General features: G+C 48.3%; 14 protein-coding genes. 8 read left to right on the top strand and 6 right to left on the bottom strand.

The window, feature by feature from the left end; all coding sequences use genetic code 11:
• Window positions 1–115: 115 nt before the first annotated feature.
• Window positions 116–871, top strand: coding sequence for a LytR/AlgR family response regulator transcription factor (locus PKOR_RS01555; RefSeq protein WP_046308769.1), 756 nt, complete (start codon window positions 116–118; stop codon window positions 869–871).
• A 98-nt stretch (window positions 872–969) separates the two neighbouring features.
• Here the strand turns inward: PKOR_RS01555 and PKOR_RS01550 are convergent, their stop codons facing one another.
• Window positions 970–1,344: a cupin domain-containing protein gene (locus PKOR_RS01550; RefSeq protein WP_046308768.1), complete on the bottom strand. Its 375-nt coding sequence runs from the start codon at window positions 1,342–1,344 to the stop codon at window positions 970–972.
• A gap of 118 nt (window positions 1,345–1,462) precedes the next feature.
• Between PKOR_RS01550 and PKOR_RS01545 the strand changes: the two genes are divergently transcribed.
• The 3 genes from PKOR_RS01545 to PKOR_RS01535 all read left to right on the top strand — a co-directional run bounded on the left by PKOR_RS01545 (window position 1,463) and on the right by PKOR_RS01535 (window position 3,949).
• Entirely contained in the window at window positions 1,463–1,813 is a 351-nt protein-coding gene (locus tag PKOR_RS01545) for a hypothetical protein (RefSeq protein WP_046313922.1), read from the top strand.
• 187 nt (window positions 1,814–2,000) lie between these two features.
• Window positions 2,001–2,537 carry a ferritin gene (locus PKOR_RS01540; RefSeq protein ID WP_046308767.1) on the top strand — a complete coding sequence of 179 codons (537 nt, stop codon included), beginning with the start codon at window positions 2,001–2,003 and terminating at the stop codon, window positions 2,535–2,537.
• A gap of 146 nt (window positions 2,538–2,683) precedes the next feature.
• A complete protein-coding gene (locus PKOR_RS01535) occupies window positions 2,684–3,949 on the top strand; it encodes an RNA-guided endonuclease InsQ/TnpB family protein (protein ID WP_084694687.1) in 1,266 nt (421 codons plus the stop codon).
• Window positions 3,950–3,960: 11 nt separating this feature from the next.
• Here PKOR_RS01535 and PKOR_RS01530 read toward each other — a convergent pair whose 3' ends face one another.
• The 3 genes from PKOR_RS01530 to PKOR_RS01520 form a co-directional block, all read right to left on the bottom strand.
• Window positions 3,961–4,296, bottom strand: a complete 336-nt coding sequence (locus PKOR_RS01530) for a (2Fe-2S) ferredoxin domain-containing protein (RefSeq protein WP_235337117.1) — start codon at window positions 4,294–4,296, stop codon at window positions 3,961–3,963.
• 76 nt (window positions 4,297–4,372) lie between these two features.
• Entirely contained in the window at window positions 4,373–5,149 is a 777-nt protein-coding gene (locus PKOR_RS01525; RefSeq protein WP_046308766.1) for a hypothetical protein, read from the bottom strand.
• Between the two features lie 1,203 nt (window positions 5,150–6,352).
• Window positions 6,353–7,093, bottom strand: coding sequence for a hypothetical protein (locus PKOR_RS01520; protein ID WP_046308765.1), 741 nt, complete (start codon window positions 7,091–7,093; stop codon window positions 6,353–6,355).
• Window positions 7,094–7,423: 330 nt separating this feature from the next.
• Between PKOR_RS01520 and PKOR_RS01515 the strand changes: the two genes are divergently transcribed.
• Window positions 7,424–9,886: a S9 family peptidase gene (locus PKOR_RS01515; protein WP_046308764.1), complete on the top strand. Its 2,463-nt coding sequence runs from the start codon at window positions 7,424–7,426 to the stop codon at window positions 9,884–9,886.
• Between the two features lie 152 nt (window positions 9,887–10,038).
• On the top strand, window positions 10,039–10,725 hold the full coding sequence (locus PKOR_RS01510; RefSeq protein ID WP_052738665.1) for a TIGR04283 family arsenosugar biosynthesis glycosyltransferase: 687 nt from the start codon (window positions 10,039–10,041) through the stop codon (window positions 10,723–10,725).
• Here the strand turns inward: PKOR_RS01510 and PKOR_RS01505 are convergent.
• Window positions 10,714–11,157 carry a hypothetical protein gene (locus PKOR_RS01505; RefSeq protein ID WP_046308762.1) on the bottom strand — a complete coding sequence of 148 codons (444 nt, stop codon included), beginning with the start codon at window positions 11,155–11,157 and terminating at the stop codon, window positions 10,714–10,716. The two genes, PKOR_RS01510 and PKOR_RS01505, sit on opposite strands and share 12 nt — an antisense overlap.
• A gap of 155 nt (window positions 11,158–11,312) precedes the next feature.
• Between PKOR_RS01505 and PKOR_RS01500 the strand changes: the two genes are divergently transcribed.
• Complete coding sequence (locus PKOR_RS01500) at window positions 11,313–13,382, top strand: M13 family metallopeptidase (protein WP_046308761.1); 2,070 nt, start codon at window positions 11,313–11,315, stop codon at window positions 13,380–13,382.
• An 82-nt stretch (window positions 13,383–13,464) separates the two neighbouring features.
• Here PKOR_RS01500 and PKOR_RS01495 read toward each other — a convergent pair whose 3' ends face one another.
• Window positions 13,465–14,235 carry a peptidylprolyl isomerase gene (locus tag PKOR_RS01495; RefSeq protein ID WP_052738664.1) on the bottom strand — a complete coding sequence of 257 codons (771 nt, stop codon included), beginning with the start codon at window positions 14,233–14,235 and terminating at the stop codon, window positions 13,465–13,467.
• 393 nt (window positions 14,236–14,628) lie between these two features.
• Here PKOR_RS01495 and PKOR_RS01490 point away from each other — a divergent pair, with 393 nt between their 5' ends.
• Window positions 14,629–15,855, top strand: a complete 1,227-nt coding sequence (locus tag PKOR_RS01490; RefSeq protein WP_046308760.1) for a S8 family peptidase — start codon at window positions 14,629–14,631, stop codon at window positions 15,853–15,855.
• The last annotated feature ends 50 nt before the right edge of the window (window positions 15,856–15,905 follow it).

Here is a 15,905-nt window from a genome sequence, read left to right as displayed (position 1 = left end):
CCTAAAGGCATTTAAATCCGGCTTATTTGTAAGTGCTGTATGGTGGCAGCGTTTATATTTACTGGTGTTAAGGCCTTTGCCATACTTCTTTTGTAGAGACACCCAATACTTAACTATGAAATTACGCTGCATGATTGTGGATGATGAGCCGCTGGCACTGGATGTGCTGGAGACTTTCGTCCAGAGGCTGGATAACCTGGAGTTAGTATGCCGCTGCAATAATGCTATGGAGGCCTACAGTTGCCTGCAAAGCGAGCACATCGACCTGCTTTTTCTGGATATCCAGATGCCAAAGTTAACCGGCATAGATTTCCTGAAATCCCTTGCAAACCCTCCGAAAGTTATCTTCACTACTGCCTACCGGGATTATGCTGTAGAGGGCTACGAATTAAATGTGGTTGACTACCTGCTCAAGCCTATCGCCTTTGAGCGTTTCCTGAAAGCTGTCTCTAAGGTGTCGGCAGCAGAGGCACATGCAGTGCCGGCGGTAGTGCCTACACCGGTAGTTACCTCAGCCCAACCAGCTGCTACACCTGACTATAAAGAAGCTTTCATCTACCTGAAGGCAGACAAGAAGATGGTGAAGGTTATGCTGACCGATATTCTCTACATAGAGAGCTTAAAGGACTACATCCGGGTAAAAACCGAAGCAAAAGAAATTATCTCCTATCAAAAAATCTCTTTCCTGGAAGAGAAACTGCCAACCGATAAATTCCTGCGCATCCATCGTTCGTTTATAGTGGCGCTGGATAAGATACAGGCTTTCTCTGCCACAGCTGTAGATGTGGGTAAGAATGAGATTCCTATTGGCCGCTTCTATAAAAATGAAGTGCTGCAGGTGCTCAACCAAAATAACCTGTTGGAAAACTGAGTAGAAAATAGGTGAGCAAAAATTACAGAGCCACAGCGCTATGCTTTTACCCAACGTATAGCGCTGTGGCTTTATCGTAAAACTTGAGGAGTAAGAAGTTACAGGTGCTCCAGGTTAGTTTTGGTGCGTTTGCTGTCCCGCAGGTTGCCTGTGTTTACAGTGCTGGCAGGCTCAAACATCAATACCTCCGCCTCCTGGTTTGCAACTGGCCTGTGCTCCACACCGCGTGGCACAATCATAAACTCCCCGGGTTGTAACACTACTACCTTATCCCGCAGGTGCATCTCAAATTCCCCTTTAACTACCAGGAAGAACTCATCCTCGTGCTGGTGGTGGTGCCATTCAAAAGGGCCCATGAATTTTGCCAGTTTTACCTGCTGCCCATTTAGCTCACCCACAATACGCGGGCTCCAATAGTCTGAGAACTGGCTAAACTTCTCTGCTAGGTTTACTTTTTGGGGGCTGTTTTCCATACTTATTAACTTATATATACAAATTCTAAATAAGCTGACTTTTATTTGGACTGGTTCTAAATAGTGGTTAGATTTGCAGTACATTCTTTCAGCCGATACAGCTAAGATACGCTACAGCATGCATACAGCCACTCATTTAACCGAGATTTATACTTCAGAAGCTGGCACCGTTTACCAGTGTGATCGCCAAAACCGTATCCTGCTTCATTTTGCAGGTGAACTTTCTGTACTAAAGGTAGATGCTTTTCTGAGGCTCAAGTATGCAGTAGATAGTATTGATCTGGATGCCATGGCCAACAGCCCTTCCCGCGCATCTGATTTTGATATTGTGACGGTGTGTGGCTGTGATCGGTGTTTTGTGCTGACGCTTACAGAGTTGTCTGCGCTGAAAGAACTGTTGGCTGGTGCTCGTTTTATACTGGAGTTAAACAGTATGCTGCACGAGTGCCTGAATGCTGACCTGGTTTAGGCTATAGTGTTTAGAGTTTTATACAATACAAAGCACAGCTGGCTCAGCTGTGCTTTTTTTATTTAGACTTCTTCCGAATTTCTTCGCTTGGTTGCACATACACAACCAAAGCACTTATCTTATGGTATTAAAGAGGAGGTGCCTACGGGCATTGTGTACACCAATTATTCCTAAACACCCGAAACCAATGAAAGACTTACTAAGACTAAGAACCTCGCTGAGCGAGTCTATAGAACAAGTACTAAACGAACAGATCAAAATGGAGGCAGAGGCCTCTGCTATGTACCTGGCCATGAGCAGCTGGTGCGACCGCAATGGTTACGACTGCAGTGCCGGCTACTTTAAGAAGCAATCAGATGAAGAGCGTGAGCACATGCTGCGCCTGTTCAAGTTTGTCTCTGATATGGGCGGCAGAGCTGTATCACCGGAGGTAACAAACATCCAGGTAGAGTTTGAGACGTTCAGAGGCGTATTTGAGCAGGCACTACAGCAGGAGATTGTAGTAACGCAGTCGTTTAACCGTATTGCCGATAAGTGCCAGAAGGAAAAAGATTACGTGACCTTTTCGTTTCTGCAGTGGTTCCTGAAGGAGCAGATAGAAGAAGAGTATGTGGCCCGCCGTGCACTCGAGCTGTTTGAGGTCATTGGCGAAGAAGGCACTGGCCGTTATGAGATAGATAAGCGCGTACCTAAGATCAAGTATGAGGATACATATGAGGATTAATTCCTCTCAGCTACAAAGCGTTCATAACAAAGGCCCCGGAAATGCTCCGGGGCCTTTGTTGCTTTACGAGAAAATGCCAAAGAAAGCCCTAACACTTGGGGCTTTAGCCAAGGGATGAATTTGGTTTTCTTTTTGAACCACTCGATGTGGTGCGACATTCCTTCACTTTTGTTGGGTTCGATCTTACCCTATGTTCTACCGCCTGCACTTGCCGGCTGTTACCTTTGCTGCAGCAAACATGCTTTGCACCGGGCAAGGCGCCAAAAGAACCAGTGAACCAGATCAAGACATACCGCTTCCGACTCAAACCCACCAGGGCGCAGGCACAGGTTTTTGCACAGTGGCTTGGCTCGTGCCGGTATGTCTATAACCTCTGCCTGGACTACAAGAGGCAACTCTACTCGAACCACCAGCTTTCCATCGGCAAAAACCAGATGCAGCAAGAGCTCTCTGCTATCGCCAGGGACGTGGAATGGATCGGGTGCGTGCACTCACAAACTTTACAGGAGGTGACAGATAGATTGTTCAGGTCCTACGATGGCTTCTTCAAGCAAGGCAAAGGCTTCCCCAGGTTCGCCAGGCGAGGCCAGTATCGCTCCTTCACCTACAAGCAGGGGGTGAAGCTGCACGAGAATACCTGTACAGTCCAGCTACCGAAAATCGGCAAGGTCAAATACCACAAGTCACAGAACGTGCAGGGGGTTATCAAGACAGCCAGCGTGATCAGGGAAGCAGATGGATGGTATGTGACCCTGTGCTGTGAGGTGGAGATAGCACCGCTTCCACCAGTGACAAACGTGTTGGGGCTAGACATGGGTATCAAGTCCTTTGTGGTCACCTCAGACGGTCAGGTGGTGGACAACCCCAGGCACCTGTACAAGTATCAATACCAGCTAAGGAAAGCGCAACGTTCGGTCAGCAGGAAGAAGAAAGGTGGCAGCAACAGGCGAAAGGCTGTCGCAAAGCTTGCCAGAATACACCTGAAAGTCAGGAATACACGTAAGGATTTCCACCACCAGCTGACCACGCAACTCATTCGCGAGAGCCAAGCGATTGTTGTAGAGAACCTGCAAGTGCAGCATATGCTCAAGAACCATAAGCTTGCTAAAAGCATCAGCGATGCTGGGTGGCATGGGTTCGTGCAGATGCTGGAATACAAGTCCAAATGGTATGGTCGGGAGCTTGTGAAGGTAGCCCCAAACCATACCTCCCAGGACTGCTGGGTTTGTGGCTGGCGCAACACCGACCTGAAACTATCGGACAGGTATTGGACTTGTTCTAACGGACATGTTTTGGACAGGGATGTGAACGCAGCTAGAAATATAAGAAACAAGGCGGTCGGGCAGACCGTTTCAGCTTGGGAGATATACGGTCGCAGTAGCGAGGTAGCCCAAGAATCCTACTGCCTTTAGGCGTGGGAGTGTCAATGGTTTTCTTTGGGCGATGCCTGTAATATATGTTCCTGAAATGCGGCCTTGGCCTTCAGCTCATCAGTGTAGGGAGTCCAAAGATTATCGGGTTGTATGCAGGTAACCGGGGCGAAGTCGCAGCGGTCGGTGCAGTCTGTTTTTACCACTTCCACCTGGCCTTTCAGTCCCATTTCCTTGATCATACTCCTGAAAAGCTTGCCTAAATCTTTGCCGCCTTTCTTCTTGCACTTACTGCCAGTGCATACATAAATAACCTTATCGGGTGTGTCAAAACGCTTGCTCATGTACAAAGTTACGGTGTTGCTACCTGTTAAAGCTAAAACAGGCATGATAAGTTTCGGCCGGGAGCAAAGGGAGGGTAATATCAGTAGATATTCATAACTGATGTACATTTAAAAGCCTAAGCTATTGTGCTGCAGCAGGTGCGCTTGAGTCTCGTTTCTCTATCAGCAGTTTGCCGTCTTTGCGCTCTTTGTCCGGTGTTTGATGCACTGTACCATACCGCCCTTCGCCCCGCCCGTAAGAAATGCCATCGCGCCCAGGTTTCCCTGTCTTTCCTGCCTGGTAAAGTAGGAATATGCTGCGCTTAGCATCACTGCGGTTAAAGTTGGGTATAAACCCGCCTGTGCTGTAGCGAAATGTTATATCGCCGCCGTTTCCTCCAACGCCGGGGGCAGTTCCTTGCTCGCCTGCTGTTCCGTCTACTATATGTTCGGTTGTTACGGTAGTAACGCCACCTTTGCCATCATCTACCTTGTTTGTATGTATTTCTGTACGGGGTTTCCTACCATTTTTACCTCTGTAACCATTTCCTCCACTACCTCCACGTGTGTCTACGGTTAGGCTACCTAGCTGTACCAGGTGAACATCAATGTCGAGGCCTCCGGCGTCTGTGCCGTTTTCTCCATCTACGCCTAGTTTCCCTGCCTTCCCGTTTGTGCCAGCTGATGAAATGGTACAGTTGTCGGCAATAGAAGCGTACTTCACCTTAAGTGTATTATGCTGCCCACTAGGAAAAAGCAGGGTAGACTTGTCGTGCATGATGAGTGTATCTATCTGTAGGATATTACTCGTTACAACATGAATATCCTTTTTACCAACCTCAAGTTTAGAAAGGTTCTGTGCATGGGTGTAAGCCGAAGTCAGAAGCAGTGGTATAAATGGAAGTAGCTTGATTTTCATAGTATTACATTGGTTTCTTGTTGTTTAGTAGTTTATGTTCTTATGCTAAGGAGCAGTGACATAAAATCGACAGCAGGTTGTGCTTGGTCTTAGAAAGAAGTGCAATCATACTAATTCATTAACAACTGACCTGCAGGTATTGGCTAATTGGTATCAAAGGTATGATTCAGACAATTAGCTGATATGAAAGTATACTATTGGTGCTGTGGAGTATTTAGTGGCCTTCTGCATTAGGAGGACTGGCTTCCCTTTTCGCTAACATCTTGTTTAGAATCAGATTACGAGAAAATGCCAAAGAAAGCCCTAACACTTGGGTCTTTAGCCAAGGGATGAATTTGGTTTTCTTTTTGAACCACTCGATGTGGTGCAGCATCCCTTTACTGTTGTTGGGCTCGGTCTTACCCTATGTTCTACCGCCTGCACTTGCCGGCTGTTACCTTTGCTGCAGCAAACATGCCCTGCACCGGGCTGTGAACGCAGCTAGTAATATAAGAAACAAGGCGGTCGGGCAGACCGTTTCAGCTTGGGAGATATACAAGGACAATGGTTCGGTAGCCCAAGAATCCTACTGCCTTTAGGCATGGGAGTGTCAAACAAAGGACAAAGCGTGATAGTTAACAGCAGGTGTACAAACAACACTTTAGGATATGCACTTGCCGGGTAAAGGTCTACAAGAGACGCATAAGGAAGTAGAATCCCCATCAGTACCTGCAGCCCATAAAACAGTAGAAGCTTTTTAAATATATTCTTTTCTATATATCCCTTATAGTAAATAAAGTTGTAGGGAACAAGTACGCACAGGAAAAAGGACCAGGTAAAATAGAAAAGGGTATAGCCCATGTTAAATAGATATGCGTTGAGGTATCGTACATAGTCGCATCCGTAGAAACTAATTGCTGATACAAACGCTCAATCATGGCTCTGATAACCCCCGTTAGCACGGGGAGCAGGATAATTGTAATAGCAATCATGCAAACGATCAGGTAAGGCCAAGGATTTCTATTTACAGTCATTTGAGAGCGGATTTGAAGGTAATTTACCATCTACCACATCTTTTACCTCTACTCAGTCCGGACGATGAGTGTCTTCCGGATCTATAGTTGGCCATCATTGCTGTTCACGAAAGTATAAAGTGACTTTGAAAGCTTCTCCAAAGGGAATTTGCATCTTCAAATGCCATTCTTTGAGTCGCTGATGTGCTTATTAGAATGGACCTGAATTAACGCTTGCATCTACACGCTCGATCTGGACTTTACCATCTATGTGGTCCTTACTACGAGGAGAGTATGACAAGCCGGGTCTGCCCCTATCATCTTTATAGTAAGATGTTCCGTCACGACCATTTGCCCCTACTACACCTGCCTGATAAAATATGTTAATGCGTTGTGGCGCAACCTTATGGTTGAAAATAGGAGTGAAGCCGCTAGTACTGTAGTAAAGCGTAACGTTGCCTCCGTTGCCGCCCACTCCTGGTGCTGTTCCTATTTCTCCTGAGGTGCGCGTCCTGGGGGCGTTCAGTGGGGCGGATGCTTTCATGCCGTTTTTGCCGACGTAGCCGTTCCCGCCTTTGCCGCCTCTGGTGTCAATGGTGAGGCTGCCTAGTTTAGCCAGGTGCATTTCTAGGTGCAGGTGGCCTGCATCCTGCCCGTCCCCTCCGTTGTTGTTAAGGCGACCGGGTGAGCCATCCTGGCCAGCGGCCGTAATCGTGCACTGCTGCCCGATTACAGCATGAGCTACCTTCAAGCTGCTTTGCTGCCCTGAGGGAAACTTCAGGGTGGCTTTGTCATGCAGGATGAGTGTATCCACTTGCAGCACGTTGCCTGCGACTACATAGGTCTCCTTTTGGCCGACTTCAAGTTTGGAAAGTTGCTGGGCAGAGGTATTGGTCTGAAAGAGGAGGCTGAGGATAGCTCCGCAAAGGAGAGAGTGCATTTTGTTTAGCATAGCTTAGTAGGTTAGAATGGTAGTTTGTATAGTGTAAAATTTCCCTTGTATCAATTGAGTTTAGTAGTTGCACTACAGCTGTTACTGGCCTCTGTTTATTGATGCTATTTCCCAATTGTAGCTTAGCCTTACTTTAGAATTATAGTAGAGCTCCATCTTTATTTTAATAACAGTAGGTGGTGGAGTATGTGGTTGTTAAATAATTTATGGTATAACACTAAGATAATAAATAGAAAGAATAATATATTTAGAAATGTTAATATTATGCATTAAACCCTCTTCTTTCTCTGTAGTCTACTCATAAACTAACCTTAACCAATCATCTATAACATGAACTTTACAAACAGCAAAGCTGCCAAGCGTGTGGCCTCTCGGCTACTGTGCGCGTTGCTTCTAACCGGAGCCGCGCCTGTGGCACTGGCGCAAGGCGGGCAGGACACAAACATTGGCTACCAGCGGCCGCCAGAGGCTATTGCATCTATTATTGAAGCGCCTAACACACCATCTGTAAGTATAAGCGCCAAAGGCGAATGGATGCTGCTGCTCGAAAGCCCGGGCTACCCAAGTATAGAAGAAGTGTCGGCACCGGAGAGCCGTTTGGCTGGCATGCGCATTAACCCTGCCACCAATGGGCCAAGCCGTGGTTACTACTATAATGGCTTAAAGCTGAAGAAGGTGAGCAATGCGGACGAATTTCAGATCAAGGGTCTGCCACAGAACGCACAGCTTTCAAACGTTACCTGGTCGCCGGACGAGAAGTATATCGCTTTCACCAACACCAAGGCAAACGGCATTGAACTGTGGATAGCCGACCTGGGTACAAGAGAAGCTAAAAAGCTGACGGAGGCGGTGGTGAACGATGCCTACAGCGGTCGTCCGTTTGAGTGGCTTTCTGACAGCAAAGGGCTGGTGGTAAAGTTTGTGGACGAGAATCGTGGCGAAATGCCGAAGGCTTCTACTGTGCCTGCCGGACCAACCGTGCAGCAGAACATTGGTAAGGCAAAGCCATCGCGCACGTATCAGGACCTGCTGAAGAACCGCAACGATGAGCAGCTGTTCGACTATTATATGCAGACGCAGCTTAAGCTGGTGAGCGTGGACGGAAAGCAGGAGCCGATAGGACAGGCGGGTATCATCAAAAGTGTGGAGACATCGCCAGACGGGCAATACCTGTTGGTAGAGACCATGCAGAAGCCATACTCTTACCTGGTGCCGCATTACTACTTCCCGTACAAAGTTGAAGTATGGAACCGCAACGGCCAAGTGGTAAAAGAGCTGGCAAAGCTGCCCTTAGCCGAGGATATTCCCATCGCGTTTGATGCCGTAGCGAAAGGACCACGCAGCTACAGCTGGCGCCCGGACAAGCCTGCTACATTGTATTGGGCTGAGGCGCAGGATGGCGGAGATGCCAACAAAGAGGCTGCCGTGCGCGACCATGTGTATATGCTGGATGCTCCATTCAATGGCAAGCCAGCTAAACTGGCAGCTACCAAGTACCGCTACCGTGGCGTGATGTGGGGCGAAGGTATGGCGATCGTAAACGAGCGTTGGTGGAAAACGCGTACTGAGCGCAGCATCTTGGTTGACCCATCTAAACCTGCCAAGGCAACGGTGCTGATCGAGCGTTCTTACGAGGACAACTACAACGACCCAGGCTCTCCGGTATTCACCAAGAACAAGTACGGGCGCAGTGTATTGCTTACTGATAAGAAGAAGCAGAACATTTACATGATTTCAGAAGGCGGCTCGCCGGAAGGTAACCGTCCGTTCGTGAGTGAGTTTAGCCTGAAATCAAAGAAGGGTAACATTCTCTGGAGATCAGAGGCGCCATATTATGAGCGTCCGGTAGATATCATCGACCTGAACGACAAAAAGATTATTACCAGGAGAGAGTCTGAGAATGATCCACCTAACTACTTCGTGCGCGACATTGACGACAAGAAGCTGACGCAGGTAACAACGTTCCCGCACCCTAACCCACAGCTGGAAGGTGTGCAGAAGCAAATGCTGAAGTATAAGCGTGAGGACGGAGTGAACCTGACTGCCATTTTATACTTGCCGAAAGACTATAAAAAAGGAGATGCGCCACTGCCGATGCTGCTGTGGGCTTACCCACGTGAGTTCAAGAATGCTTCTGCTGCTGGCCAGGTAAAAAGCTCGCCTTACGAGTTTACCCGCATCAGCTGGGGCTCTCCACTGTTCTGGGTAACGCAAGGATACGCTGTGCTCGACAGAACCGATATTCCGATTGTAGGCGAAGGCGACGCGCAGCCAAACGATACCTATGTGCAGCAGCTGGTGTCCAGCGCCAAGGCAGCTATCGACGAGGTGGTGAAAATGGGCGTGGCCGATCCGAAGCGTGTGGCCGTGGGCGGTCACTCTTACGGTGCTTTCATGACAGGTAACCTGTTGGCGCACTCCGACCTTTTTGCTGCTGGTATTGCGCGTAGTGGAGCTTATAACCGTACCCTGACGCCATTTGGTTTCCAGGCTGAGGAGCGTACGTATTGGGATGCCCCGGAAGTATACTTCCAGATGTCGCCTTTCTCTTTTGCCAACAAGGTAAATGAGCCAATCCTGCTTATCCACGGCGAGGCTGACAATAACTCTGGTACCTTCCCGATCCAGAGTGAGCGTTTTTATAATGCCCTGAAAGGCCACGGTGCCACCACCCGACTGGTGTTCCTGCCAGCCGAGAGCCACGGCTACCGCGCCAAAGAGTCTATCCTGCACATGCTGTGGGAGATGGACCAGTGGTTGGATAAATACGTGAAGAACCGTCCGGTGCAATAAGCATCAGATCTCTACTTATAAAACGCCTCGGCTGCCCTGCAGTCGGGGCGTTTTGCTTTGATTATGTACATAGCTGCCTACAGCAGTTGAGTTGAGCTGTACCTCTCATACGTATTTACCGTACTTCCCTCAATACCTATACTTTCCTGCCCTTGAAGCTTAGCATCATCATACCAACTTACAACGAAGAGGCTGTAATAGGCGAGTTGGTAGGCTATTTACGGAGCCACACTAGTGCAGTAACAGAAGTAATTGTGGCCGATGGTGGAAGTACAGACATCACACAACGTATAGCCACAGCGGCAGGAGCAAGAGTGCTAGGGTGTGAGCGGAAAGGACGCGCCACGCAGATGAACGCTGGTGCACGTATAGCCGCGGGAGACATTTTATACTTCCTGCATGCCGACACGTTTCCTCCACCAGATTTTGAGGAGCAACTGACACGGGCGGTAATGCAGGGATACGGTAGTGGCTGCTACCGCCTGAAGTTCGACTTTCAGCACTGGTTCCTGCGCCTGAATGCCTGGTTCACCAGGTTTGATGTAGATGCCGTTCGCTTTGGCGACCAAAGCCTGTTTGTGCGGCGCGATGTGTTCGAAAAAGCAGGTGGTTTTAATGAGCAGTTGCTTTTGCTCGAGGACCAGGAAATTGTGGAGCGTGTGCGCAGGTGTGCCCCGTTTGTTGTGTTGCCAGCAAAGGTAATAACCTCAGCACGCAAGTATAGGCAGCTCGGGGTATATAGGCTGCAGTGCAGTTATTTCTTGATTTATACTTTGTACAGGCTTGGCTTATCGCAGGAGCGGCTGGTTAAGGTATGTAAAAGGCTGCTACGACTGTAGCTGCTGCTCCCGAAGCCAGGTTTTGGCCGCGCTCAGGCTATGGAAATGTTTGTTGGTGTACATACCTGTTTTTTCAGAGAGTTGCTCTATCATTTCTACAGCTAGCTGAGTGAAGATTTTCTTCTCGGGTGCTAGCACAGCAATATATAGGTAGCCATCAAGAGCAAACTTTACCATTTTAGGAATAATGTTTTCACCTAGCCAACGCTGGTCTTCAGGAGCTACAGCACCAAGGTCTAGGGTGTTTACCAGCATACGGCTTACACGTACCTTCTCCATCACCTTTAGTAGCTCATAATGGTTGTTCCGGAACTCCTTCGAGGAACCACTGCGCTTATAGGTCAGCACTAAGGCCTGCAGGTCAGCATCGTAGCCAAACTCACAGTAGTCGCTGTTATTTAAAACTTTATAATTGGGTTTCTCGGTCAACATTTTCTGCTTGCCAGCAAGGATACTTGCTTAGTGCCTGTTAAGATAAACCTTTTTTCGGATATATGAGAATACAGATCATCTATAAGCTGTATCACTTTTGAAACTAGTACAAAAAGTTTGTACCTTAAATGCTTATCTAACCAAACTGTCAGATTATGAGAAAAACATACTTGTTGCCGTTTTCTGCTGCGCTTGTAGGTGTGCTGTTAGGAGGTTGTAGCTCCTCTACCACGGATGGAGGTACAGCTGACACGACAGAAACTGTAGAGGGGCGCGGCCTGGACCTGGCCAACATGGATACCACCGTAAGCCCTTGCGTAGACTTTTATCAATATGCCAACGGAGGTTGGATAAAAAACAACCCTATCCCAGCTTCAGAAAGCCGTTGGGGATCTTTTAACGAGCTGGCAGAAAAAAACAATGCTGTGCTGCGTGAGCTGCTAACAGAAGCATCATCTAACACAACGGCTGCCAAAGGTTCTGCTACACAACTGGTAGGCGATTTTTATGCGTCAGGCATGGACTCAGTAGCTGTTAACAAGGCCGGAGTTAACCCGATAAAGCCGGAGCTGGACAGGATTCTGTCTGTGAAAACTGCTGATGACCTGATCAAAGCGGTGGCTGACCTGAAGACCAAAGGCATTAGCGGCTACTTCAGTATGTATGTATCCCAGGATGACAAGGTAAGTACACAGTATGCGCTGCAGGCTGGGCAAGGCGGCCTCGGTCTACCAGACCGAGACTATTATTTAAAGGATGATGAGCGGTCAAAGACCATCCGTACAGAGTATGTAAAGCACCTTCAGAACATCTTCCAGTTGCTGGGTGATGATGCCGCTGCGGCTCAGAAGAAAGCGCAGACCGTGATGCATATCGAGACAAGGTTGGCGAAGGCCTCTAAGGCACGCGTGGAGCTGCGCGACCCATATGCCAACTACAATAAGATGACTGTCCAGGAGTTCACCAGCCAAAATCCTAACCTGAAGGTTAGCCAGTTGCTCGGCGGTATGGGTGCTACAGCTGCCAAAGAGATCATCGTGGGCCAGCCAGCATTCTTCAAAGAGCTAAACACGATGCTGAAAAGTATGCCCCTGGAAGACTGGAAAACCTATACTACCTGGCACTTGACTCGCACTACAGCTCCATACCTGAGCCAGGATTTTGTGCAGGAGAACTTCAACTTCTATGGCAAAGTGCTGAGCGGCGCGCAGGAGATGCAGCCGCGCTGGAAGCGAGTGCTGCGTGCTACAGACAGTGCGCTGGGTGAGGCACTAGGGCAGCTGTACGTACAGAAGACGTTCTCGCCGGAGGCTAAGCAAAAGGCCCTGGAGATGGTACATAACCTGCAGGAGGCGTTTAAGGAGCACGTCCGCGACTTGGATTGGATGGGAGAAGAGACCAAGCAGCGTGCGCTGCAGAAGCTGGAGTCCTTTGCCGTTAAAATCGGTTACCCAGACAAGTGGGAAGACTACAGAGGCCTTGAGATAAAACGTGACTCTTATGCGGCCAATGTGATGCGTGCCAGCCAGTTTGCCTTCCGTGATAACATCGGGAAGATCGGCCAGCCGGTAGACCGTGAGGAATGGTTTATGTCGCCTCCTACGGTTAATGCATACTATAACCCAAGTATGAACGAGATCGTTTTCCCGGCCGGTATCCTGCAGCCTCCGTTCTTCGATCCGAACGCCGATGATGCCGTGAACTATGGTGGTATGGGTGCAGTGATCGGGCATGAACTAACCCACGGCTTTGATGACCAGGGAGCCAAGTATGATTTTGAGGGCAACCTGAAAGACTGGTGGACCGAAGAGGACCTGGAGAAGTTTAATGCCAGAGCCAACGCCGTGGTAGATCAGTATAGCCAGTACACTGTACTGGATAACCTGCATGTAAATGGAAAGCTGACGCTAGGGGAGAACATCGCCGATATCGGTGGCTTAAACATTGCCTACACAGCGCTCCAAAAGGCACTGGTAGAGACACACCCTGGTAACATCGATGGGCTTACGCCAGAGCAGCGCTTCTTCCTGGCCTGGGCTCAGATCTGGCGCGTGAACATGCGCGATGAGGCACAAAACCAACAGATCCTGACGGACCCACACGCTCCAGGACGTTTCCGTACCAACGGGCCGGTGGCCAACATGCCACAGTTTTACGAGGCGTTTGGGTGCAACCAAGGTGAGCCTATGGTTCGTGGCGAAGAGGAGCGAATCAAAATCTGGTAAGTATAAGATAAAGCAAAAAAGCAAGAGGCGCTGCAGTTTTGCAGCGCCTCTTGCTTTTTTGCCTAGCAGAAGAATTGATCTCCTATTCGTTTACGATCTTAATGGTGTGCGGTACAACCTGGCGTGGCCAGTCAGAAGCATCTACAGGCTCCTTCTCAATCTTCTCTACTACATCCATGCCTTCTACCACTTCCCCAAAAACAGTATACTCTGTATCCAGGCCAGGCTCACCGCCTACTGATAAGTAGGTTTTCTCTTGCTCAGGCGTGTAGTCGATACCATGCTTTTGCTCAAACGCCAGTAGCTCGTCCTTGCTTACTGGTTTACCGGTAACAATATAGAAGTTATGGGAAGACGACTCCTTATCCGGGTTTCGGTCATCGCCATAGCGTGCCATGGCCAGTGCACCACGCTTGTGAATGTACTTAGGGTTGAACTCCTGAGGAATTTTATAAGCGCCCTGACTCATCTGCCGCTCGTCGGAATCGCCGCCCTGTATGGCAAAGCCCTCCACGACACGGTAAAACTCACCCTCGTTATAGAAGCCAGCCTTGGTAAGGCGCACAAAATTGGCCCGGTGCAATGGTGTATCCTTATAAAGGCGCACTTTTATGTCGCCATGGCGGGTACTGATCACTGCAAGGCTATCCTGGTTGTTTTGGCCATATGCCTCCAACTTGGCAACAGCGGTCTCAGTAGTCAAAGGCTCCAGTGTTTGCTCATCTTCAGCTACAGCCTCAGTTTGCTCACCATCCGTCTCGTTAGAAGATCCTTTGTTGCAGCTGAACAGGGGCAGCAGGCACGCTGCAAATAGCATTGGCCGGCTAAGAGGAGATAAGAACAGTTTCTTCATAGTGCTTTTACTTTTCTCTTTGTAGTTAAAGATAATTCTTTTTAGCTATATAGCTACTATTGTTAACGTGCATTAGGTAAAATAAGGCATTAGAAAATTTGTAATTTTCTAATGAGTTGGATTTGATGTTGTCCGGCTTAAATACAAACACGTATTAATGTGTTTGTCCTCTTCAAAATGGAAGCTAACCATCTAATTGGCTCTCACATCAAAGTCATCAAAAACACGTGCAACTGTTGTTCTGGTAAAATCACCTAATGCGTAACACAGGAGGGATTTCTATATAGTGTGGATAAATATTTAGATAAAATTATTTGTGTATGTTGTCCAATATCAATAGTTTGGAATTATTGTTCCTATAAATAACTTTTTATTCACCTTAAAATTTCCCCCATGAAAAACAGATTACATTTCAAAAATGTGATGCGCTCACTTATGTTAGGAGCTGCAGCAGTAACGTTCTCATGCACCTTCACCGCCTGCGATAATGAGTCTGGCGATGTGGCTGAACCAATGGCTGAATTTCAGGCAGAAAGTCAAAATGGTGCAATTATAGCAGGGCAGTATATTGTTGTATATAAAGATGGCGCTAACCTTCGTCTTGGCAATGGCGCTTCCTATCAGCAACGCATTGAAACAGTACGCGAAGTCAGCAAGAGTATCTTGGCTGATAACGGTATCAGTGACTTTAAAGTAGAGCAGACTTTTGGCCAGGCCGTGAAGGGTATTGCCGTAAAGCTTTCTGCAGAAGAGGCTGAGCAGCTTCGCAAAGATCCGCGTGTAGCATACGTGGAGCCAGACAGAGTAGTAATGCTAGCCAAGCCTGGCACAGGCGGCAGTGGCGGTGGTGCCCAGGAAGTTCCTTACGGAATTGATCGGGTAGGCTATGCAAGCGGCGCTGGTAAAACTGCCTGGGTAATTGACACGGGTATCGACCTTGACCACCCAGATTTGAATGTAGATGCTGCCCGTAGTATAACAGTGTTTACAACCGGTAGAGATGCGAACTCTGCTGATGATGGTAACGGACATGGCTCTCACGTAGCTGGTACCATTGCTGCTAAAAACAATACAACAGGTGTGATCGGTGTAGCATATGATGCCACTGTAGTAGCTGTAAAAGTTCTTGACTCCAGAGGAAGTGGTTCGTACTCAGGTGTTATCGCTGGAGTAGACTATGTTGCTGCTAATGCAAAAGCTGGTGATGTGGCTAATATGAGCTTAGGAGGACCTGTGTCACAGGCTTTGGATGATGCAGTGATAAGTGCAGCCTCTAAGGGTGTTTTCTTTGCTCTAGCAGCCGGTAATGATGGTGCTGATGCCAATAATTCATCTCCGGCTCGTGCAAATCACACAAACATCTTTACTGTATCTGCCATGAACTCTACAGATACATTTGCCAGCTTCTCTAATTTTGGTAACCCTCCTGTAGATTATTGTGCGCCGGGTGTAAGTATCAAATCGACCTGGAAAGATGGTGGATATAATACTATTAGTGGTACTTCTATGGCCTCTCCGCACGTTGCAGGTGTACTGTTGCTTACTGGAGGTAAACCAGTAACGGACGGTTATGTAAACGGTGATCCAGACGGTAGCGCAGACCCAATAGCACACCGCTAGGTTCTGAGCATAGTTTAAAGTGAGTTATAAAGGGCAGCCAATGGCTGCCC

It is taken from the genome of Pontibacter korlensis, from assembly GCF_000973725.1.
Taxonomy (GTDB): domain Bacteria; phylum Bacteroidota; class Bacteroidia; order Cytophagales; family Hymenobacteraceae; genus Pontibacter; species Pontibacter korlensis.
The sequence above is the reverse complement of the archived record's forward strand: the minus strand, read 5'-3'. Positions and strand labels throughout refer to the sequence as shown.